A 21,379-nucleotide genomic window follows, 5' to 3' on the forward strand; every position below is an offset into this window, starting at 1 on the left:
ATCCAAAGGATTGGGGGCCAAATTCGCTTGGCGCTACAATTTGAGAGGAATGAGAGTTGCACGCTCTGGTTTTGTCACTTGCCCCCTCCAACGCTTCGGAATTGAATTGCGTTCCTACATTTGATGGGGCTTGATTGAACAGGCACACAGTGCTTCACTAGCCTTTAGCAAGAAATAAGTCTCGGCGTCGACCTTGATTTTGGTTGGAGCTTAGCCTTTGGGCGATTTTGAGAGGCTTGTGAACCGGATAAAGCCTGGATTCCTACTTGGATCGGCTAAAGCCCGGACTCCAACGATAGAAAGAAATACGATGTCTCTAAGCCAGATTACGATGACGGACCCCGTTTGCGGAATGCAGGTTTCACCTTCGTCCAATGCGATAACAAGTCAGTACGACGGGCGCACCTACTACTTTTGTCATGCAGGTTGTCGGGAGAAATTTGACGCGGATCCAGAAGGTATTTTGGCCCGCCGAAATAATCGACAAGCCGGGGAGGGAGCGGGTGACGTCGCGGGCGGCTCTTGTTGCGGAGGCGATCACGGTAAAGCAGATTGGGATCCTGCTGATGTGGCTGATGACGCAATCTTTACCTGCCCGATGCATCCCGAGATTGAGCAGGTCGGATTCGGTGCATGCCCTATCTGTGGCATGGATTTGGAGCCGAAGTTCCTAAACGCCGACGACACGGGCGAGGATCCCCAGCTGGTCGATATGAAGCGGCGGTTTTGGATTGGTTTGTTTTTGTCGCTGCCGCTATTGGTGATCGCAATGGGGCCGATGATTGGGTTGCGGTTGACCGATCTTCTGTCGAGTTCGACGATGGGTTGGATTCAATTGGCATTGGCTTCGCCTGTCGTGTTCTATTGCGGATGGCCATTGCTGGTTCGCGGGGTGAGTTCTTTTCGGACAATGAACTTGAACATGTTCTCGTTGATTGTCGTCGGTTCACTCGCTGCCTATTTCTTCAGTGTCGTCGTCGTGCTGATGCCGGGGGTGATTCCAGAAGCATTTTTCGACAACGGCTCGCCACCTCTCTATTTCGAAGCCGCAGCCGTGATCATTACGCTCGTCTTGATGGGGCAAGTATTGGAACTTCGAGCACGCCAACAAACGGGGGGTGCCATCCGTGAATTGATGAAGTTGTCGCCTGATACGGCCCATCGAATTGAGAGCGACCCGGCGAACGATGAGCTTTCATCCAAGGTCGAAACCGATGTTGAGATCCCGCTCAAGGAAGTCGCCAAGGGTGACATTTTGCGAGTTCGTCCTGGCGAGAAAATACCGGTGGATGGCCGTGTTTTACGAGGTGAAAGCAGCGTGGATGAATCGATGCTGACCGGCGAGCCGATACCGGTAGGAAAACAAGCCGATGACGAAGTCACGGGTGGCACGATCAATCAATCGGGCTCATTGGTGATTGAAGCCGTCGGGGTGGGGGACGATACGGTGCTTAGCCGAATCGTGCAAATGGTCTTCGAAGCGCAGCGTAGTCGTGCTCCAATTCAAAGGCTGGCCGACACCGTTGCCCAGTACTTTGTGCCGACGGTGATCACATGCGCGATTCTCGCCTTTGTTGGCTGGGCCGTTTGGGGGCCGGAGCCTCGATTGGCTCATGCCTTCGTCGTGGCGGTTGCCGTCCTGATCATTGCTTGCCCGTGTGCCCTCGGCTTGGCGACACCGATGTCTGTCATGGTTGGCGTCGGTCGCGGAGCCAAAGAGGGGGTGCTGGTTAAGAACGCCGAGGTGCTTGAACGGCTTGAGAAAGTCGACACGATTGTTATTGACAAAACGGGTACGCTAACCGAAGGACGGCCCGTGGTCACACACGTTGAAACCATTGGCGAGTGGACTGAACCCGATATATTGGCAATCGCCGCTGCGGTAGAGCAATCGAGCGAACACCCGCTTGGTGAAGCGATCGTACGGCGTGCGAAGCAGGATGGTATCTCGTTTAACGAGTCATCAAAACTTGATAATGTCTCCGGCTTTCAAAGCGTGACCGGCGAAGGGGTCACTGCGAAGGTCGATGACCATAAGGTTCACATCGGGAAGGCTGGCTTTTTCGATTCGCAAAACATCCATGTGGGTAAGCGGGAAAACGAACTTGCTCAGCAGCACCAATCGAAAGGTCGTACAACGATCTTTATGGCGGTCGATGGGAAGTTGGCTGCAATGTTTGCGATTTCAGATCCGATCAAATCGACGACGCAATCCGCGTTAAAGACGCTTCATCAAATGGGACTTGAAGTCGTGATGTTGACCGGTGATGCGGAAAAGACAGCCAAGGCGGTTGCCGCAAGACTTGGGATCGACCACTACTACGCAGGGGTTTCTCCTGACGAAAAGCGTCGTCATGTGGCGGACCTCATGAAGCAGGGCCGCGTCGTCGCGATGGCGGGTGATGGGATCAATGATGCCCCGGCGCTGGCCGCAGCAGACGTGGGGATCGCGATGGGAACCGGAGCGGGAGTAGCGATCGAGTCGGCTGGGGTGACCTTGGTGGGTGGTGACCTGCGAGGGATTGTCGCTGCGGAGAAGCTGAGCCGAAAAACGATGAGAAATATCCGCCAAAATTTGTTTTTCGCATTTCTCTACAATTCACTCGGAATTCCCATCGCTGCAGGCTTATTGTACCCCTTCTTCGGGATACTGCTGAGCCCAATGATAGCGGCAGCGGCGATGAGTTTGAGTAGTGTATCCGTTATCAGTAACTCGCTTCGGCTGCGCCATTTGAAGCTCCATTAGAGCGTGAAACTCACTTTTTTTCAGGCTTCTGCCAATTCCATCCAGAATCAACGTTGACAGTCCTGCCGCTGGATTGCTAATCCCCGTTTTCGCCAGTCGCATTACCGGTGCGACATGAATCATCCATTTCGGAGTTTCATCGTTGGTGGGCGCATTTGCGGGAATCGTCCCACTGATCTTTTTGAAGATCGGAGCAATTGTGGTTGAGTGCGACGGTTTCTGGGTCAATCGTCTCGCTCGACCGCTCCACGATGAAGCTCTTTTTTAGCATCGGGGCACGACGTAACCACGTCGTCGCCTCGATGCTATGATACAACTCGTTGCAAGACACCTGCCTTGCGACGAGATGCTTCCTAGCCCGGCTAATACGCAGACTGTTTTTCGAGCAATGAGCGTAAACGCTTTAAGGCGTAGACGTTAGCAAAACAATTTGCAAGCCCATGAATCATCCGGGCTAGGCAGTGTGTTCCCAGACGCGAGCACGGGAACAACAATCACAACGGAACCAGCCAGAATACCAACTTCAAAAGCCACACCATCGCATCCTATGATGGAAACTGAATCTTCCTTGGATCAAGCCGCGTCCAACCCGCTTTTCGATAAATCGTTAGTTAACGATTCGACTACCGAGACGCGGCGTAAAGTACGCCTTCGACGTCGGGATCTGGTCGTCCTCGTCGTCCTCAGTTTGCTAGCCCTCATTTGGCTAGCTCAGCGAGTCTTGAGGGAGGAAGCTCCCGAGCCGACGGTCGATTTGTTGCCATCGATCCAATTTGAGCAAGTCTTGATTCAATTGAAACAGCAAGACAGCGACAAGCTGCACGTTGAAGACTTTGCTGTCGACGACCGCATGATTCAGCAGTTGGAGAACTACCCCAATCTCGAAACGATTATCTTGGATCAAGGTGAGGTAACGGATCCAAGTCTCGTGGTTTTGGAATCGATGCCCAAACTGAAGCACCTTCGTCTACGGTTGTCGCCGATCAGTGACGAAGGCTTCAAGACGCTTGGAAAGTGTCGGTCGTTGTGGTTCATCAACTTGCCTCATGCGACTTGTACTGCAAAAGGGGTCGCCGAGCTATCGACCATTCCGGAACTTCGCCAACTTCGTCTTGGTTCGCCCAACTTGGGCAACGAAGTCACTCGCCAAATTGCGACGCTCAAGACGCTTCGGGGCGTCCATTTGGTCGATGTACCGGTAACCGATGAAGGATTAAAAACGTTAGCGACCCTGCCTTACCTTGAATCGCTTTATCTCGACAATAGTGCGGTAACCGAGGTTGGTTGGCGATGGCTGTATGCCAACCATCCCGAACTTCACGTTCATGTGAACCAAAAACACAACGACTACGACCCCAAATATCACAAACACCATGACAAATGATGCGACAAACCAACGGGCTACTCATCTGCAGAAGTTACCCATCGGAGGCGAGCATGACCTAACCAACCCGGCGAACGCCAATTCACGCATCGCGACTCTTCGTGACTCCTTGGAGTCGCTTGAGATCGATGCAATTTTGGTAACCGATCCGACCAACGTCCGGTACTTAAGTGGTTTTACAGGCGACAGTTCGTATTTATTTGTCGGCCGTGAGCGGGCGGAAATGCTCAGTGACGGCCGGTATGAAATCCAGCTATCGGAGCAATGCCCAAACTTACGCACGGTGATACGTCCTCCGAGCCAATTGATCATGGATTTGGTCAAAACGGTCATCAATGAATCGGGCGACAGGCGGATTGGAATCGAAGCGAGCGATGTAACGCTCGGGCAATACCAAGAGCTTTGCGAAAAATGTCCTGACGTCCATTTCGTCGCCACCGAGTCGGTCATCCAGAGGCAGCGGATGGTGAAGGATGCCCATGAAATCGCGATCGTTCGCCAGTCGGTGCAAATCGCCCAGCGCAGTTTTCAGTCGCTTTTGCCAATGTTGTCCACCAAGTGGAGCGAGCGGGCAATCGCCCACGAATTGGAAGCGAAGATGAGGTTCTTGGGTGCTGAGGGGGCTAGTTTTAAGCCGATTGTTGCTTTCAATGCCGCCGGCGCGTTGCCGCACTATGAGCCCGCTGATCTTTTTTTGCCATCTCAAGGAACCGTCCTGATCGATTGGGGGGCTCGCTTCAAGGGATACGCCAGCGACTTGACTCGGACGATGACAATCGGCACGATCTCTGACAAATTTGAGCATGCCTATCAATCGGTTTTGGAAGCTCAGTTGGCGGCCATTGAAGCGATTCGGCCGGGGGCTGAGGGGAAGGACATCGACCGGATCGTTCGTGAAAAACTGGAAAAAGCTGGTTATGGCAAAGAATTTAACCACGGACTCGGGCACGGATTTGGGCTGGAAATCCACGAATCGCCCCGAATGTCGCCCAATTGCGAGCATACCCTGCTGCCCGGCATGATTATTACGGTCGAACCGGGCGTGTATTTGAGCGGACAATTCGGTATACGTATCGAAGACGACGTGCTGGTAACCGAAAATGGCTGCGAACGGCTCAGCGATTTACCAAAGGGTCTCGATGATTGTCGCTTGGTGCTGTAAAAAGTAGTGCGACGTTATCACACTTTTCAAATTAACTAAAAACGTCAAACCTAGATGACGGTGAATGAGATATGAGTAAAGGCGGCAAGGCAAACCTAAACGTGCCCAATCCGAGCGAAACAGACCCCAAATCGGCGAGCGTGAATGTTTTCGATATCGATCGGCTGAGGACGATTATCGAATTGATGGAAGAAAAGGATTTGTCGGAGGTCGATCTCCAGCAAGGGGACGAAAAAATCAAACTCAACCGTGGCTCGGTCGCACCGGTCATGGCGACCGCTCCGGTTCCGGCTCAACCTGCGGCGGCAACTCCATCGGCAACTGCGGCCGATCAGCATGCGGGTACGGTCACCATCAATTCGCCAATGGTCGGAACCTTCTATACCAAAGCGACCCCTGAATCGGAACCGTTTGTGAAAGTTGGACAACGCGTCACCGAAGAAACGATCGTCTGCATTGTCGAAGCGATGAAAGTTTTCAACGAAATCCCTGCGGAATGCAGCGGCACGATTGTTGAAGTCTTGGTTTCCGATCAACAGCCAGTCGATTTTGGAAAGCCGATGTTCCGTGTCGAGCCCAACGCCTAATTGACTGTATCTACAACGTAATTCCAAAACATTTGTCGGCTTGAATACACCCGTGATCAAAAAAATCTTGATCGCCAATCGTGGCGAAATCGCTCTTCGAATCATCCGTGCGTGCCGGGAAATGGGCATCGCATCGGTCGCTGTCTACAGCCAAGCGGACGCCGAATCGATGCACGTCAAATTGGCGGACGAAGCCTACTGTGTCGGTAAACCGCGAAGTAATGAAAGCTACTTAAAGATCGACCAAATCATCGCCGCTGCGGAAGTCGCTGGGGTTGACGCGATCCATCCCGGCTATGGATTCTTGGCCGAGAACGCTCATTTTAACGAGGTGTGTCGGTCGAGCGGTTTCGAATTTATCGGCCCTAGCCCTCAAGCGATGGAGAAATTAGGCGATAAAAATACGGCTCGGAAAATGGCGATCGCAAACGACGTGCCCGTCGTTCCCGGCAGTGCCGGATTGATCGACGACGATGCGGACGCGATCAAAACGGCCGCCGAAATCGGCTATCCGGTCCTGATTAAAGCGACGGCGGGCGGTGGCGGCAAAGGGATGCGAGTGGCCGAAAATGAAGCGGCTCTGCTCACCGCATTGACGCAGGCCCGCACCGAAGCTGAAGCGGCTTTCGGCAATGGCGGTTGTTACCTCGAACGTTACATCGGCTCACCAAGACACATCGAAGTCCAAGTCATCGCTGACACGCATGGCAACGTTTGCCATTTGTTCGAGCGAGATTGTAGCGTCCAACGCCGGCACCAAAAACTGATCGAAGAAGCTCCCAGCCCGAGTTTGCCCGCAGACCGCCGTGAAGCGATTTGCGAGGCAGCCGTGCGAATGATCCGGGGGGCCGACTACAGCAACGCGGCGACGGTCGAGTTCATTGTCGATGCGGACAACAACTTCTATTTCATCGAGGTTAACGCCCGCATCCAAGTCGAGCATCCCGTTAGCGAGATGATCACCGGCATCGACTTAATCAAAGAACAAATCCGCGTCGCTGCGGGAGAAAAACTGTCTTTCACCCAGAGCGAAGTGCACTGCGCGGGCGTGTCCATTGAATGCCGAATCAACGCAGAGAATCCGGAAAAAAACTTCCAGCCAAACCCTGGGAAAATCGAAAAAATCTTTGCTCCAGGTGGTCTTGGTGTCCGTTTTGATTCGCACGTTTACGCGGGTTACACCGTTCCAGCCTATTACGATTCGATGGTTGGTAAATTGATCGTTCACCGCCCCACCCGTGAGGAAGCGATCGCAACGATGCGGCGGGCGCTAAAAGAATTGCAAGTCGAAGGCATTTCGACGACCGTCTCGTTTCACGACCAGGTGCTCCAGCATCGTGAGTTTGTCGAAGGCCGCCACGACACGAAGTTCGTAGAACGCGAATTCATGCCCTAGTGGGCGAGTCTTTCCGAGGCTCGTCGTCAGCGATTATTGGTAGCGAAACGCTTGTCGCCGTTTCACTAGAAATTGCTTTTAGTGGTTCTCCGTCTCGGAGAGACGGAGCTACGTGACGGAGCTACGTGACGGAGCTACGAGACGAATTCGCGATGTTGCCGCTTCCGCCCTTCGGGCTGATTAGCGTCCCGTTCCTTTCCGCCATTTTTTCTGTCTGGGCAAATTGTCGCCCTTGCTTGGGTTTTTTTGTTTTCCTTGCTATAAACCACGCTACTTTCAGCAGCCAACACACCATGGGGCTCTGTCCGGAAAGGGGTCTGAACCTCTCTGGATAAGCTAGAAACGAATAAAAAACGAATGTCTTCCAAAAGGGTCAGACCCCTTTTCGGACAAAGCCAAAAGGACTCAGTATGACTCCCGTCAAATCACTTAACCATGTCGGAATCGCCGTCCGTTCGCTCGAAGACCAACGTTCGTTCTATGAGGGCACGCTCGGTGCGGAGTATGAGGGAACCGAAGAGGTGCCGAGCCAAAAGGTTCGCGTCGCATTTTACTTGATCAACGATGTTCGACTCGAACTTCTCGAGCCCACCGATCCGGAAAGTCCGATTGCCAAGTTTATCGAAAAGCGAGGCGAGGGTTTGCACCATTTGGCCTTTACGGTCGACGATATTGAAGCTCGAATCGCCGAGTACAAAGAAGGGGGCGTTCGCATGATCGACGATACCCCTCGGCCTGGAGCTCACGATGCCCGCATCGCATTCGTGCATCCGAAGAGTAGCTGTGGCGTGTTGACGGAACTTTGCCAAGTCGGCGCCCACTAAGGGCTCTTGAGTATCCGCCGCGTAAAGGCGATAAACGAGACTCACAGCCAAAAAGTCCATTCTGCGCGTGCCGTCCAACGGCGGCTCGCTGTCATTTTTTACTGACCGTTCCTCTCGAGGCAACCGATGTCGACCTCTAAATTGTCTGTCAAAGACGACTTCCCCCCTGTTGAATACGAAACATGGCGCGCGACGGTCGAAGCCGACCTGAAAGGTGCTCCGTTCGAAAAGAAACTCGTCTCGCATACCTACGAAGGGATCGGTATCCAACCGGTCTACACCCGTAAGGACGAGCTTGCAGGTACCGATCCGACGGGATTTCCCGGTTCGAGCCCATTCGTTCGCGGCCGCAATCCGCTCGGCAGCGTGCTGACCGGGACCGATCTTCGCCAAGAACACTTGCATCCCGACTTGGGCGTTACCAACAAGGCAATCCTAGCGGACCTCGAGGGCGGCGTCACGTCGATCTTGATCAAGCTCGACTCGGCGGCCCGCGCGGGGCTCGATCCCGACAAGGTCGATGACTCGGAAAGTCACGACGGTGTCATGGCCTACGACGTCAACGATTTAGACGTCACGCTTAAGAAGGTGGGACTCGACATTATCGACGTCACACTCGACGCGGGGGCGGCATTCTTGCCCGCTGCTGCGACACTTGCCGGATTGTGGGAAGACCGAGGCGTGATTCCTGCCAAAGCTCGTGGAGCGTTTAACGCCGATCCACTCGCCGCACTCGCTCGCGATGGAAAACTACCGGTCAAGGTGGAAACGGCAATCAAACAGCTTGCCGACTTGGCAACCTGGACGTCACGCCACTATCCAAAGGTGACCTCGGTCGCTGTCGATACCGCCGTCTACCACGACGCAGGAGCGACCGCGGCCCAAGATATCGCCTTCAGTATGGCGACTGCGGTCGAATACTTGCGAGCGATGACCGCTGCGGGAATGACCGTTGATCGGGCAGCGGAACAAATCTTGTTCCGAACCAGTCTTGGCACCCACCATTTCTTGGCGATTTCGAAACTACGGGCTGCCCGCGAAGTGTGGGCACGAGTCATCGAAGCGTGTGGCGGATCGGCAAGCGGAATGAAGGTTCACTCTCGAACCGGCAGCCGGGTGCTGACGCAGCGTGATCCGTACGTCAACCTGCTCCGCAATACCGTCGCTTCGTTCGCGGGGATTATCGGTGGTGCCGATGCGGTCACATCGGTTCCGTTTGATCAAGCGGCTCAGTTGCCCAACGATTTCAGTCGCCGGATCGCCCGCAATACGGTTCTGATTCTAGACGAAGAATCGCACCTTAACTGCGTTGTCGATCCTGCGGGTGGCAGTTGGTTTATCGAGAAATTGACCGATCAATTGGCCAAGAAAGCTTGGCAGATTTTTCAAGAGATAGAACAGCAGGGCGGTATGATCGCGGCGCTTCAAAGCGGCTGGGTCGCCTCCCAAATTGAGGTCGCTTTCGCACCACGCGCGAAAGACATCGCTACCCGACGCGAAGGAATCACCGGCGTTAGCGAATTCCCGAACCTTGCCGAAGAGCAACTTGAGCAACGTCCCGTCGATGTGGCAGCACTACGCATCGCTGCGGCCGAACGCCACAAGGCGAAAGCGGCTTTCCTGGCAGATCTAAGCGGTGAATCCGATTTGTCGGCAGCCTGCTTCCAGGCGGCATCGGAAGGTGCTTCGATCGCTCAAATCGCTCGTGCGATCGGCTTTCATCAATCGTCGACCGAGATCACACCAATCGAAGCTCACTTGTTCGCCCAGCCGTTCGAAGAACTGCGTGACGCCAGCGACGTGTGGTGTACGACCAAGGGACAACGTCCACGCGTGTTCTTGGCAAACATGGGGCCCGTCGCCCATCACACAGGTCGGGCAACGTTCGCAAAGAACTTTTTTGAAGCAGGCGGTTTCGAAGTGATCGGAAACGATGGCTTCCAAGACGCCGATGCGGCTGCCGCTGCATTGAAGGACAGCGGTGCAAACATCGCTGTTATCTGTTCTTCCGATAAACTGTATCCCGAAATGGTCCCTGCGGTGACGCCGGCTCTAAAGGCCGCTGGGGCACGAAGCGTGATTCTCGCAGGCCATCCTGGCGACAATGAAGCGTCATGGCGTGAAGCAGGAATCGATCGTTTTATTTTCATCAAATGCGATGTGTTGGCCACGCTACGCGAACTGCTAGTTGACGAAGGAGTCCTTTCGTAATGAACGCCATCCCAAATTTTAGCGATATCCCTTTCGAGTCTGCCGCGAACGCGTCTGAGACGAAACCGAAGACGACACGCCAATCATGGCAGCAATCGGTTAGCGAAAACCAAGATCGTTTGAACTGGAAAACCCCAGAACAAATTCCGATCCACGCGTTGTATTCCGCCGACGATTTGAAGGACGTTGACCACCTCGATACGATGCCCGGTTTCGCACCGTTCATCCGTGGTCCCTATGCGACGATGTACGTGATGCGTCCATGGACCGTGCGCCAATACGCTGGTTTCTCAACCGCGAAAGAGTCGAATGCGTTCTACCGTCGTAATTTGGCGGCAGGCCAAAAGGGCTTGAGTATCGCGTTCGACTTGGCAACGCACCGCGGTTACGATTCGGATCACCCCCGAGTCGGCGGCGACGTCGGTATGGCAGGTGTCGCGATCGACAGTATCTATGACATGCGGACCCTTTTTGATGGCATCCCTCTCGATAAAATGAGCGTGTCGATGACGATGAACGGGGCCGTGCTACCCGTGATGGCGCTCTATATCGTCGCGGCGGAAGAACAGGGAGTGAAACCGGAACAACTTTCGGGAACGATTCAAAACGACATTTTGAAAGAGTTCATGGTTCGGAACACTTATATCTATCCGCCTGAACCAAGTGTTCGCATCATCGCCGATATTTTTGACTACACGTCGCGAGCGATGCCAAAGTTCAATAGCATCAGTATCAGTGGCTACCACATGCAAGAAGCGGGCGCGACCGCTGACTTGGAGTTGGCCTACACACTCGCCGATGGTTTAGAATACGTTCGGACCGGTATTAAAGCGAACCTCAGCGTCGATGCATTTTGTCCCCGCTTGTCGTTCTTCTGGGGCATCGGAATGAACTACTACATGGAAGTCGCCAAGATGCGAGCGGCTCGATTGATTTGGGCCAAGCTGATCAAACAGTTCGATCCCAAAAATCCCAAAAGCTTGTCGCTGCGAACGCATAGCCAAACAAGCGGATGGAGCTTGGTGGCTCAAGATGTTTACAACAACGTCATCCGAACGTGCGTCGAAGCGATGGCTGCAACGCATGGCCATACCCAGTCGCTTCATACCAATGCACTCGATGAAGCCATCGCACTGCCGACCGATTTCTCGGCTCGTATCGCTCGCAACACCCAGTTGTTCTTGCAGCAAGAAACCGATACCTGTAGCGTCGTCGATGCTTGGGGCGGTAGTTACTTCCTCGAAAAATTGACTCATGACTTGGCCCAGCGTGCTTGGAGTCACATTTTGGAAGTTGAAGAGGTCGGCGGGATGACCAAAGCGATTCAAGCAGGTATCCCGAAGATGCGAATCGAAGAAGCTGCCGCACGCACCCAAGCTCACATTGATTCGGGCAAACAGCCAGTGATCGGGATGAACAAATACCGATTGGAGGTTGAAGATGAGTTGAAAGTACTGCAAGTCGACAACACGGCCGTGCGAACCGCTCAGATCGAAAGCCTGAAAAAACTTCGCGAAGAACGCAACCAAGCGGATGTTGATGCTGCACTCGCCGAACTCACAAAAGCGGCTCGAGATAAATCGGGTAACTTGTTGGAATTGGCCGTTTCCGCGGCACGTGCGAAAGCGACGGTCGGGGAAATGAGTGCCGCTCTCGAAGAGGTCTACGGACGCTACGAGGCTCCGGTGACTGCGGTGCGAGGAATTTATGCGGGCGAGATTAAGGGACAGGATTCGATGAAGAAAGTCTTGGATTTGGTCGAACAGTTTGAAAAGGCGGAAGGTCGACGACCGCGAATCATGGTCGCGAAAATGGGTCAGGATGGCCACGACCGAGGCCAGAAGGTGATTGCATCGGCGTTTGCGGATCTCGGTTTTGACGTCGACATCGGACCGCTGTTCCGTACTCCCGGGGAAACGGCGAAGCAATCGGTCGAGAACGACGTCCATATCGTCGGCGTCAGTTCGCTAGCCGCCGGTCACTTGACGCTCGTGCCTGAACTAAAGCAGGAACTTGCAAAGCTGGGACGCGAAGACATTATGATCGTTGCCGGAGGAGTGATTCCCCCGCAAGACTACCAAGCGCTCTACGATGCGGGCGCGGCCGCTGTCTTCGGCCCCGGAACGGTGATTAGCGAGGCAGCCGTGATGCTGCTGCAAAGGCTGGCGGACCAGCTGGAAATTTCGCTTACACCTGCGTAAGGTTCTCTTAAGGCCGGAGACCGATACATTGTGGCAACGTGTCGCCCTTCGGGCTAGCCGTTCGGCATCCGTTTCGGTGGCTCACGCCACCGGCAAGGAGATGCCGGCTTCCAGCCTAGGTTTGTTGCTTTTCAGCAGGCCTTGATGGGCTGGTTTAGGCAAACGGATGGGCCTTTGGCCCTGAAACGCTCCCCACCGACTTTGGGTCGGTGGGAACACGACTAGCCAACCAATCTTCGCTCCATCGATACCGAGTCGAAGAAGGCGGTCGTCGGACATTTTCTTTTTTAACCTTGATAAACATGTCAGCCACAATGACTCGCCGCCGACACTTGACCGCAGACGACTACTTTAACGGTGTCCGCGAACATAATCTCTCCGTATTCGCTCAAGCATTGACGGTGATCGAATCGAGTAGTGATCGCCATCGTTTGATCGCCGAAGAATTGCTAACCCGTTTATTGCCGTGGACTGGCAATGCGCTGCGCATCGGAATCACAGGCGTGCCTGGTGTTGGCAAGAGTACGTTTATTGAATCGCTGGGCATGCTATTGATTCGGCGGGGGATGCGAGTCGCTGTATTGGCAGTCGATCCATCAAGCGGCGTTAGTGGAGGCAGTATTCTGGGGGACAAAACCAGGATGAATGAATTGGCCTCTCAAGACAACGCCTTCATTCGCCCCTCACCTGCTGCGGGAACGCTCGGCGGTGTCGCCAACAAAACTCGCGAAACGATGTTCATTGCCGAAGCAGCCGGGTACGATGTGATCTTGGTCGAGACCGTTGGCGTTGGGCAATCCGAAACGATGGTTTGTGACATGACCGATTGTTTCTTAGCGCTGATGCTGCCCGGTGCGGGCGATGAATTGCAAGGCATCAAACGAGGCTTGTTAGAGCTGGCGGATGTGATCGCGGTGAATAAGGCCGATGGCGACAACCGCAGAGCGGCCGAACTGGCTGCCCGCCAATACCATTCGGCACTCGAATCATTGACCGGTCACGACAGCGACAAAGCGCCAACGATTTTGACGTGCAGTGCGCTCGACGATAGCGGAATCGATTCGGTCTGGGAAGCCATTGAAAAGAAATGTGAAAGGCGACGAGAGACGGGTGAGTTCAGCGAGCGACGCCAAAAACAGAATTTGCGTTGGTTGTGGGCGTTGGTCGACGAGCAATTGAGAGAAGCGATTAAGAAGCATCCCGTTGTCCGACAAATTTACAGCGATATCGAACAGCAGGTTTTGGATGGGCAAATGCCCGCCGCCGCAGGTGCCAACAAGATCTTCGCCGCACTGTCCCTCGGCGGATCAGGTCAGTAGCTCAGGTCAGTAGCGCCGTCTCTCCGAGTCGTCTATGCGTTCGTTGGACCGCGCGGGCAACGCCGCGTGAACTCGGGCTATACGGGCACGATCGGTAAGTGACTCATAAAAAGATTACTCTTTTTTATTATCATCTTGAAATGGGATCGGTTGGTCATGCAACTCAGCCAACGCGTTGGCTGCAGCACGCTGTTCGGCATCCTTCTTGTTGTTTCCCCAGGCACCGATGAATTCCCGTTCGCCGATGACCGCTTGCACCATAAAGGCTTTCCGATGATCGGGGCCAACTTCGCGAATCATTCGATACATCGGAGTGTGGGACAGTTCTCGTTGTGCATACTGTTGCAAAACACTCTTGAAGTTGCTGGCACCTTGACTTTCAACGGCGATTCGCACTTCATCGGCAAGCCATTTTCGGAGCCTTGGACGGATGATTTCCGTACCGCCGTCAAGGTAGATCGCTGCGATCACCGATTCGAAGACGTCGCTAACGAGCGACTTGGGAAAGCTCCGGTTTCGAGTGACGCCACGCCCTACAATTAAGCAGCGGTCGAGGCCAAGTGAGATGGCAATTTTTCCACACGCCCGGCGGCTGACCACGTACGATTTGATCTTTGTCAAATCGCCTTCATTGTATTCGGGATACTCTTCGTAAAGCCATTCGCAGACCGTCAAACCAAGGACCGCATCGCCGAGAAACTCAAGCCGCTCGTTGCTGTCGAGTCGATGAGGGGCGCCCGACGCATGAGTCAAGGCGGACAGTAGTAGCGAAGGATCACGAAAGCGATAATCGATAATCTGCTGACACTGCTCCAGTTTCGATGCCTGATCACTACCTTCAATTCCAACGTGTTCTTCTACCAAGTTCACGTTAGATGAATCGCGATGAGAAGATTCCGGGTCCGATGATTCCACAAAAATACCGTATCGATTGCAATGTGACGCGAGTACAACGCCAATCGATCTAGCTTCAACACGCAGCCAATGGCAATTGCGAGTATCGGACCTGTCGATCGTTTTGTTGTGTTAAACTCATGTCACACGCCGGTGATCGGGTTGATGCTAGCCGATGGGAAAACCTTCCGTTTCCCGAAAGTGTTTTCGTGCGTAACCCGACTGCCGGTGTGCGACTACGGCACAGTTTACTAAAATCCAAGCTGCCTGAATAGATTGTTTTTTGTTAAACAACAAAGGCTCGATTCACCCGACGACACCCACCGATTCAATAATGGTTTCAATAATAATCTCAATCGTCTGCTTAAGCGTCATTTTAACGAGCGTGGGGTTGTTGTGGTTTTGGTTTGTGCGTTCAGGCGATTGATGTGCGGCCAGCATTTCCCACCACCGCAACGACCTCCAAGGCACTGGCTCTTAGTTGCTTCCCGATCCAGGCAAAACTAATGTCCATCGTTTGAGCATATCCCAGGTCGAATCGTGGCGGTGCCGCGGCGACTTGCAATCCGGTCACCAAGCCTTCGGTCGTGATTGCGCCACCGCTACTTCCTGGTCCGAATGGCTTTTTCGATGCGTCTTGGTTCGACGCGATTTTGTAGGCGACAATGTGCTCAAGTCGTCCAAGTCCTGGGATGGATAACGATGGGTAATAGGTCTGCCATGACCAAGGGAAGGAGACTCCGTCGCCAACAAATTCGCCTGACGTTCCCGCACTTACCCAACGACGAAGATCTTTGGCGGTTGCGATTTCCAGTGGCGGCGATCCGATTTCACGAACAAATCCGCTAAGCCAAAGCCGGTCCCAGCCCGTTTCGACCAATGCGACATCGGGGCCGCCCGGTATCCGTCCCCGAATCACGACGCGTGAACGGATTGTTTGCGGGCCATTTCCACAAACGGCAACCCGTCGAATCTTGGCCCGATCCCGACGATCCGTTCCCCCGCGACCGACAAATAAGTGCGAAACCGTTAACAATCCCCAACGCCACCGCGGATCGTCGGGCTGATGTGCGTCGGGCATCGCTGGCACCGGACGAACCGTCGTCCAACGAACGACCAACGACGCGGTCGCACGCTCAACTTCCGTCGTGATGGTCACGCCCGTCGGAACGACCTCTCGCACTTGGCGGACTTGAGTGGACAATTCCAGTACTCGATATCGCCCTGTCTTGCGATCAAGTAAACGAACCGATTCAATTGGGTTGATACGCCGTGATTCTAGAACGCGTTTGAGTTTGCGGGTGACGTTGAACTGGGCACGAATACCGTACGCATTGCCGACAACGGACAACCCCGGAGAAAATCCGACGGAGCGGATGTTCTCGCAGTCACGCTTCGTCGCCCGCTGCATCAAGGTTTGTTGCAATCGGCGCAGAGCATCGAACGACAATGACGCGGACCTCTTTTTCATTCGCCAAAATCACTTGTCATTTCGATATCAAACGAATCCAAGTCAGGATATCGTTGTGACAACCAGTCCTCGATCGCTTCATGAACGGTCACATCGTAGGTCGCGTCAGGCAGCTTCACGCGGATGCGTAGGATCCCATTGTTTGTCATCGCATCAAAGAGATCAAACTCGATTCCCATGCGATTCAAATGGGCACGAAGGTCGGTCGATAGCTGGGAAACGTCCACGGCTGCGACGGGCGGTTTTAATGCAACGATGCCTTCTGTTTGTTGTTCTGCTGGCTCCGAGCTCATCACTTGTTTCTCGCCAAGGCTAACGGCCGTAACCGCTGGCGTGGCCGCCATCACATCGAGTGGTTGGAACACCATTTCGCCCCCGACAAATGTCAATCCGTAGAGTGAGCCCGTTGGGTGTTGGCCGCAAATCCCTGGGGCTTGGCATGAGGCGTGAGAATGTCCATCCATTTCAATCGGACAGCCCGCAAACGGCATGAAGCCCAGATAGCGAAAACCGTAGAGCCGTTTGACGTTGCAATGATCTTTGCCGACGACCGACTCATAGAAACCAATCGGCACGTTCCTCGCTGGGACGGTGAACGACAAAGCGTTCGTCGATTTCTCTCGGGCTGACGTCGGAATCAACCCGCCTGCAGCACTGAGCAAACTGCCGATCGCTTCGACATTCTCATCCGTTTGGCTATCGAGCTCTTGGCTGATTTCCGTCAGATTCCAGCCATCTTCAAGCTTGATGCCGACATCCGCAATCCCGCATCCCGGACGAACACTGATCGAATACTCTTCGCTAAAATCGGGCATGTAGACAAGCGAGACGCGGACCATCCCTGGTACCAGAGTCGATTCACTTTTATTGACCACGACTTCGGCGGGTTCGATTTTTAGATACGGTTTTGGGCGATAATAACGAATGCCGCTATCTTGGTCGGTCGGACTTTTGCGAACGATCACTTTCGGTGTGCAGGCAGGCAGCGCAAGGGAAAACAAAAGGAGAGCCGGCACATAGCGGAGACATTTCCTTAGCGGCGGCGAAAACGTAGACGATGACATGGTGGCATCCGGTATGAGATACATTACTTCCAATCCTAAAAATCGGTCGTACCGGCGGTGCCGATTGAACCCACCCAAATGGTGACGCCGTGGGAGTTCTGCGTAAACTATCCGGCTTGGAGTCTGTTTGGCGATCCGCTCGGAGAGCTCGGCGAGATTGCAGCGAAGCTGCATTTGAGGAATAAAAAGTGGCCAGCGGCCAAACGCTCGATCGGCTCAAGAGTGAACTGTTGAAGAAAAGGTGTCCGGTACGAATGGCGTTGTCCACAGTGTTTTACGCTATTTTCGCCAATTTGGCGAGTCGTTGTTTGAATAACTTGCGGGGTATCTTCATCAGCTTGAGAATCTTCTCGCGGCGCTTGTTTTCGCGCGGCTCGATGCGTCCTGGCGATTGCCAATGACCGCGCAAACACTTTGCAACAAGGAAGCTTGCTTCATTGGTTTGCTCAAGCCAACGCACGCGCAGAGCAACCAGTTTGTCGAGAGCAACTGATAGGTCTCTGTAAAACTCAAGCTTCTTGCCTCTCTTGTATGCGTTAGGCCCGCTTGCAGCATCTTGACTCGAACGAGATTGTACGTCATTAGTCCCGCCCACAACTCTCGTTCAATTCTCTCTGGGTTCTGATTTCGTAGATGCTCAAGACCCATGGTGCATTTAATCCACTGGATATCCTTTTCCACCAGCCATCGCCCCCGATAGAGACCTCTAATCCAATGGGCAGGATGTTCCTCGATATCGAGCATCGTAGTAGCCATGGTGAATGACTGGTACCTCGAGCCTGCTTCACGAATCTTCTGATCGCATAGTCTTATGGAGATTGATTCAGGGACTTTGTTGTATTCCTTTTTCGTCATCCAATTTGGACGTGGCGGGCGCACCCAACTTGTTATTCGCTCGCTCTTGCTGAGCTGCTTCGCACCGATCGGATGGCTCTCTCGTTTATGATGGTTCTTCATTACGACTTCGACACCGATCTCTTTGCACATGGCAATCAACCAATAGGTACAGTAGTAGGAATCTGCAACCAGCAGATCGCCTTTTCGCAAGGAACCTTTTAGCTGACGAAGAAGCGTTGTTTCTCCACTTCCCTTTCTACTATAGGGTGCCGTCGCTAAGTCGATCAGTAAGCCTGTCACCATGGAAATCAATCCGACGCACCGGAGGATCGGAAAACCAAGTCCTTTAGCCTGCGCAGGGTACTGTGGGTACTTCTTCTGATTCTCTTCGGTGTCGGGAGCGTCGATTGTAAAACCATCTACATTGATGATCCGACCAAAGACGCCGCGTCTTCGAATCGCTGCGATTGTCTCTAGTCTCTAGCACCCGCCCTTAAATCGATGGTCATTATGATAACATCGAAACAGAGTCACGCGGGTGATCCTTTCTTTACAAGCCGTGGAGCGTTACCAAAAGTTGTTGAAAATGATGAAGCCTCTTTTAAGACGAAGCTCGGTAAGAAAGTTAAATCATTCAAGGATGCTTTGTTTGTTGTAGAAGCGACCGGAGGTTACGAACGACAAATCGTAAAGTGGCTGCAAGCAAACGATTTGGATGTTGCAATTGTTAATCCGAAACAGGTGCGACACTTTGCCAAAGGGATTGGTCACGATGCAAAGACCGATCCGATCGATGCCAAAGTGATCGCAAAGTTTGGAGAGGTTGTTCAGCCAGAACCGAAAGCAATCCCCTGTTCTGAGAGCGAGAAGCTTGATGCACTGGTCACTCGACGTAAGCAGTTGCTCGATCTTATCAACCAAGAGTCCAACCGCTTGAAACAAGCTTACGGTTCGGAGGTAAAAGAAATGATACGAGAATCGCTAGAAAGCCTGAAAAACCAGAAAAAAGCACTCGAAAAGCGTATCAAAAAAGCGGTTGCCGCGGACAAGAAGAATGCACGCAAAATCGAAATCTGTGAATCGGTTGATGGAGTTGGAAAGGTGACAGTTGCAACCTTGATGTCTGACCTTCCCGAGTTAGGTCAACTCAACCGCGCCGAGATTGCAAAGCTAGTTGGCATTGCTCCCATCGATCGTGATTCGGGAACGAAGAGTCGAAAACGATTGACGCAGGGAGGACGGAGCTACATTCGCAAAGTTCTCTACATGGCAACGCTGGTGGCCACACGCCGCAATCCGGTGATCCAGGTATACTACCAACGCCTGTTAGCCAAAGGCAAACTGAAAAAGGTTGCTCTGGTGGCAGCAATGCGAAAGTTGATCACAACCCTGAACTACCTCGTGAAAACGGATCAGTTGTGGGAGCCCCCTGATTCGTTCAAGCAAGAAAGAGGTGCCGCTTAAAACGCACGTATACGTTTTAAACGACACCCCAGGCGAGTCATCATCGACGCACCGTCGGCTCGGTTATTCCTTCAGTCAGTTGGTCCTCACCAGAGCTGCCGTCCGCTTCACCGAGCAAACCTATGTTGCCACAATACTACCAAGCCGTGAACCAATTCATCGAACACCGGAGTTATGCTCTTAGAAAACCTCGGGGGTTTGGGGGCTGGTCCCCAATTCCGCTGGAGGAACAAAATCGGAGGTCGGAAATACTTTATTTCCAAACCGAACTTGACAAACCATTAGACCGTTGCTGACCCCCGCGAAGCGTTCCTCGGGGAAGAGGCACGAAATCACTCCATCGAACAGTTAGCAGCTAACAACAATGGTGCTGACTCTGAAGCCGTAGCACCTTTTCATCAGTTAGGACAAGGGGGGGATGGCTTGGTGAAACGCCTACTTTTGAGCCGCGTGAAGGAACCTCTTGGTACGAGACCGAACCTGGCATGTGGATGATGATGTCCGAGGTCCAATACAGAGACTACTTGCGGACACAAGAAGAGCTCGTGAGTCCGATTCCAGACGACGATGGCGATCCTGAGCCAGTAGACGAGACCTATCGAGGAGGGCTACCGGCGACAAGCCTCGACGAAATCTGGATGGCTTCTGGAGGGACAGCACGCGGCAATATGGACTCTGTGCTCGGCTGGATCGGATTCGGGGGAGAGGTTGGTGGATTGATTGGGAGTATTTTTGTTGAGCCAATCGACTGGTTTTACACAGGGAAGGAAATCTATAATGAACCAGGGAATTCCTGGTCCTATGCCGGTTTAGTACCTTTTATTCCAGCAGCGGTAGGCAAGGGAGCCAAAGCAGCAGACAATGCCATGGATGTGGCAAAACAAATCGAGAAGACAGTCCCAGGGATCGCCCCAAACAGAGTACCGGCGGACTTTGCGGACGAGGCAGCTGATATAATGGAGAACGCGGCACGAAGCCGTGGGCTAACTCCGAACGCGAATGTGGTAAATATGGCGATACTCCGAAAGAAGATTCTCGAAAAGATCGCCGGGAAGCAGAAAGGCATCGACTATCACTTAGACGACCACATTCCGGAATTGATCGGAAAGGCAGACAAAGGGTTGGTGGAATATTGGCGAAAGGAAGTTCACCGCCTAATCGACGAAATGGAAGGCTGGGGAGGACGTTTGTCAAACAACGATGACGTGATGAACGCAGCAGCGAAGTATCGCGAACGGCTGGAAGAGATTCTAAACAAACGACTACGAGACCTCGAAGGTTAGGGACGGTGACGATTATGACGAATGAAGACTACGAGCAACTTCGCGTGCGATTCCGCGCCGTGTTCGATGCGAAGTGGGACCGAACTGAGTTAGAGAATTTTGATGACTTGCGTGAGAAGTTCGCTTTCCACATGGCGGACATTGCGACGAACCTGGATAAGCTGGCGAAATCTTACGAGTCCAGAGACTGTGACACCGCTTGCCTGGCAAACCAGACGGAGTTGTTCTTCGTTCATTGCGTCCCACACTTGATGGCGGCTGGGCAAATATACGATGAAATCCCGCAACTATTTGAAGAACAGAAAGGCGTCCATGACTGGAATAGTTTTGTCGATGAGGAGGTAACGAAGTAGCTGATGCAGCCTTGCCCCAAACAGTGGAGCAACTTGGAAATCACGACGTAGTTTCCAAGACGGCGACACCGGGCTGAAAAACCACGCTGGCCGTCACTCAGAGCTTTCGGCAGCCGATTACTTGCGGCGCGGGCAGGAAACCGTTCGTAGCGGTCGCCGCTTAAAGGGTGGCGGCCAGTACCC

The 21,379-nt window shown here is 53.3% G+C and carries 16 protein-coding genes; 12 read left to right on the forward strand and 4 right to left on the reverse strand.

Going from position 1 to position 21,379, the window contains the following annotated elements:
- The first annotated feature begins 310 nt into the window (after window positions 1-310).
- From Q31b_RS19050 to meaB, 9 genes are all read left to right on the forward strand, one after another.
- Window positions 311-2,746 carry a heavy metal translocating P-type ATPase gene (locus tag Q31b_RS19050; protein ID WP_146601235.1) on the forward strand — a complete coding sequence of 812 codons (2,436 nt, stop codon included), beginning with the start codon at window positions 311-313 and terminating at the stop codon, window positions 2,744-2,746.
- Window positions 2,747-3,293: 547 nt separating this feature from the next.
- Window positions 3,294-4,130 (forward strand): hypothetical protein, encoded by an 837-nt coding sequence (locus tag Q31b_RS19055; protein WP_146601236.1) that lies wholly within the window; start codon window positions 3,294-3,296, stop codon window positions 4,128-4,130.
- A complete protein-coding gene (locus Q31b_RS19060; RefSeq protein ID WP_146601237.1) occupies window positions 4,120-5,292 on the forward strand; it encodes a M24 family metallopeptidase in 1,173 nt (390 codons plus the stop codon). The genes Q31b_RS19055 and Q31b_RS19060 overlap by 11 nt, the downstream gene beginning before the upstream one ends.
- A gap of 71 nt (window positions 5,293-5,363) precedes the next feature.
- Window positions 5,364-5,879 (forward strand): acetyl-CoA carboxylase biotin carboxyl carrier protein, encoded by a 516-nt coding sequence (gene accB, locus Q31b_RS19065; RefSeq protein ID WP_146601238.1) that lies wholly within the window; start codon window positions 5,364-5,366, stop codon window positions 5,877-5,879.
- A 52-nt stretch (window positions 5,880-5,931) separates the two neighbouring features.
- On the forward strand, window positions 5,932-7,275 hold the full coding sequence (accC, locus tag Q31b_RS19070; protein ID WP_146601239.1) for an acetyl-CoA carboxylase biotin carboxylase subunit: 1,344 nt from the start codon (window positions 5,932-5,934) through the stop codon (window positions 7,273-7,275).
- 410 nt (window positions 7,276-7,685) lie between these two features.
- The gene (gene mce / locus Q31b_RS19075) at window positions 7,686-8,099 is read left to right on the forward strand and encodes a methylmalonyl-CoA epimerase (RefSeq protein WP_146601240.1); all 414 of its coding nucleotides are present in this window, start codon (window positions 7,686-7,688) and stop codon (window positions 8,097-8,099) included.
- Window positions 8,100-8,225: 126 nt separating this feature from the next.
- Window positions 8,226-10,310, forward strand: coding sequence for a methylmalonyl-CoA mutase family protein (locus Q31b_RS19080; protein ID WP_146601241.1), 2,085 nt, complete (start codon window positions 8,226-8,228; stop codon window positions 10,308-10,310).
- Entirely contained in the window at window positions 10,310-12,511 is a 2,202-nt protein-coding gene (scpA, locus tag Q31b_RS19085) for a methylmalonyl-CoA mutase (protein ID WP_146601242.1), read from the forward strand. Before Q31b_RS19080 ends, scpA begins: the two co-directional genes overlap by 1 nt.
- Window positions 12,512-12,813: 302 nt before the next feature.
- Window positions 12,814-13,830, forward strand: coding sequence for a methylmalonyl Co-A mutase-associated GTPase MeaB (meaB, locus tag Q31b_RS19090; RefSeq protein ID WP_231617694.1), 1,017 nt, complete (start codon window positions 12,814-12,816; stop codon window positions 13,828-13,830).
- 114 nt (window positions 13,831-13,944) lie between these two features.
- Here meaB and rnc read toward each other — a convergent pair whose 3' ends face one another.
- From rnc to Q31b_RS19110, 4 genes are all read right to left on the reverse strand, one after another.
- Window positions 13,945-14,700, reverse strand: coding sequence for a ribonuclease III (rnc, locus tag Q31b_RS19095; protein WP_231617695.1), 756 nt, complete (start codon window positions 14,698-14,700; stop codon window positions 13,945-13,947).
- A 439-nt stretch (window positions 14,701-15,139) separates the two neighbouring features.
- Window positions 15,140-16,195, reverse strand: a complete 1,056-nt coding sequence (locus Q31b_RS19100) for a hypothetical protein (RefSeq protein WP_146601244.1) — start codon at window positions 16,193-16,195, stop codon at window positions 15,140-15,142.
- Window positions 16,192-17,259, reverse strand: a complete 1,068-nt coding sequence (locus tag Q31b_RS19105; RefSeq protein WP_146601245.1) for a hypothetical protein — start codon at window positions 17,257-17,259, stop codon at window positions 16,192-16,194. The genes Q31b_RS19100 and Q31b_RS19105 overlap by 4 nt, the downstream gene beginning before the upstream one ends.
- Window positions 17,260-17,592: 333 nt before the next feature.
- The gene (locus tag Q31b_RS19110; protein WP_146601246.1) at window positions 17,593-18,564 is read right to left on the reverse strand and encodes an IS4 family transposase; all 972 of its coding nucleotides are present in this window, start codon (window positions 18,562-18,564) and stop codon (window positions 17,593-17,595) included.
- Between the two features lie 42 nt (window positions 18,565-18,606).
- Here Q31b_RS19110 and Q31b_RS19115 point away from each other — a divergent pair, with 42 nt between their 5' ends.
- From Q31b_RS19115 to Q31b_RS19125, 3 genes are all read left to right on the forward strand, one after another.
- Window positions 18,607-19,560 (forward strand): IS110 family transposase, encoded by a 954-nt coding sequence (locus Q31b_RS19115; RefSeq protein WP_197171840.1) that lies wholly within the window; start codon window positions 18,607-18,609, stop codon window positions 19,558-19,560.
- 545 nt (window positions 19,561-20,105) lie between these two features.
- Window positions 20,106-20,843: a hypothetical protein gene (locus tag Q31b_RS19120; RefSeq protein WP_146601248.1), complete on the forward strand. Its 738-nt coding sequence runs from the start codon at window positions 20,106-20,108 to the stop codon at window positions 20,841-20,843.
- A 14-nt stretch (window positions 20,844-20,857) separates the two neighbouring features.
- A complete protein-coding gene (locus Q31b_RS19125; protein ID WP_146601249.1) occupies window positions 20,858-21,196 on the forward strand; it encodes a hypothetical protein in 339 nt (112 codons plus the stop codon).
- Window positions 21,197-21,379 lie beyond the last annotated feature (183 nt).

This window comes from Novipirellula aureliae (assembly GCF_007860185.1).
GTDB classification, from domain to species: Bacteria; Planctomycetota; Planctomycetia; order Pirellulales; family Pirellulaceae; genus Novipirellula_A; species Novipirellula_A aureliae.

Excerpts from the sequence above, each read along its gene's own strand:
- Q31b_RS19050 (WP_146601235.1), top strand. The coding sequence starts at position 311 with ATGTCTCTAAGCCAGATTACGATGACGGACCCCGTTTGCGGAATGCAG.
- Q31b_RS19055 (WP_146601236.1), top strand. The coding sequence starts at position 3,294 with ATGATGGAAACTGAATCTTCCTTGGATCAAGCCGCGTCCAACCCGCTT.
- Q31b_RS19060 (WP_146601237.1), top strand. The coding sequence starts at position 4,120 with ATGACAAATGATGCGACAAACCAACGGGCTACTCATCTGCAGAAGTTA.
- accB (WP_146601238.1), top strand. The coding sequence starts at position 5,364 with ATGAGTAAAGGCGGCAAGGCAAACCTAAACGTGCCCAATCCGAGCGAA.
- mce (WP_146601240.1), top strand. The coding sequence starts at position 7,686 with ATGACTCCCGTCAAATCACTTAACCATGTCGGAATCGCCGTCCGTTCG.
- Q31b_RS19080 (WP_146601241.1), top strand. The coding sequence starts at position 8,226 with ATGTCGACCTCTAAATTGTCTGTCAAAGACGACTTCCCCCCTGTTGAA.
- scpA (WP_146601242.1), top strand. The coding sequence starts at position 10,310 with ATGAACGCCATCCCAAATTTTAGCGATATCCCTTTCGAGTCTGCCGCG.
- meaB (WP_231617694.1), top strand. The coding sequence starts at position 12,814 with ATGTCAGCCACAATGACTCGCCGCCGACACTTGACCGCAGACGACTAC.
- Q31b_RS19100 (WP_146601244.1), bottom strand. The coding sequence starts at position 16,195 with ATGAAAAAGAGGTCCGCGTCATTGTCGTTCGATGCTCTGCGCCGATTG.
- Q31b_RS19105 (WP_146601245.1), bottom strand. The coding sequence starts at position 17,259 with ATGTCATCGTCTACGTTTTCGCCGCCGCTAAGGAAATGTCTCCGCTAT.
- Q31b_RS19115 (WP_197171840.1), top strand. The coding sequence starts at position 18,607 with ATGATAACATCGAAACAGAGTCACGCGGGTGATCCTTTCTTTACAAGC.
- Q31b_RS19125 (WP_146601249.1), top strand. The coding sequence starts at position 20,858 with ATGACGAATGAAGACTACGAGCAACTTCGCGTGCGATTCCGCGCCGTG.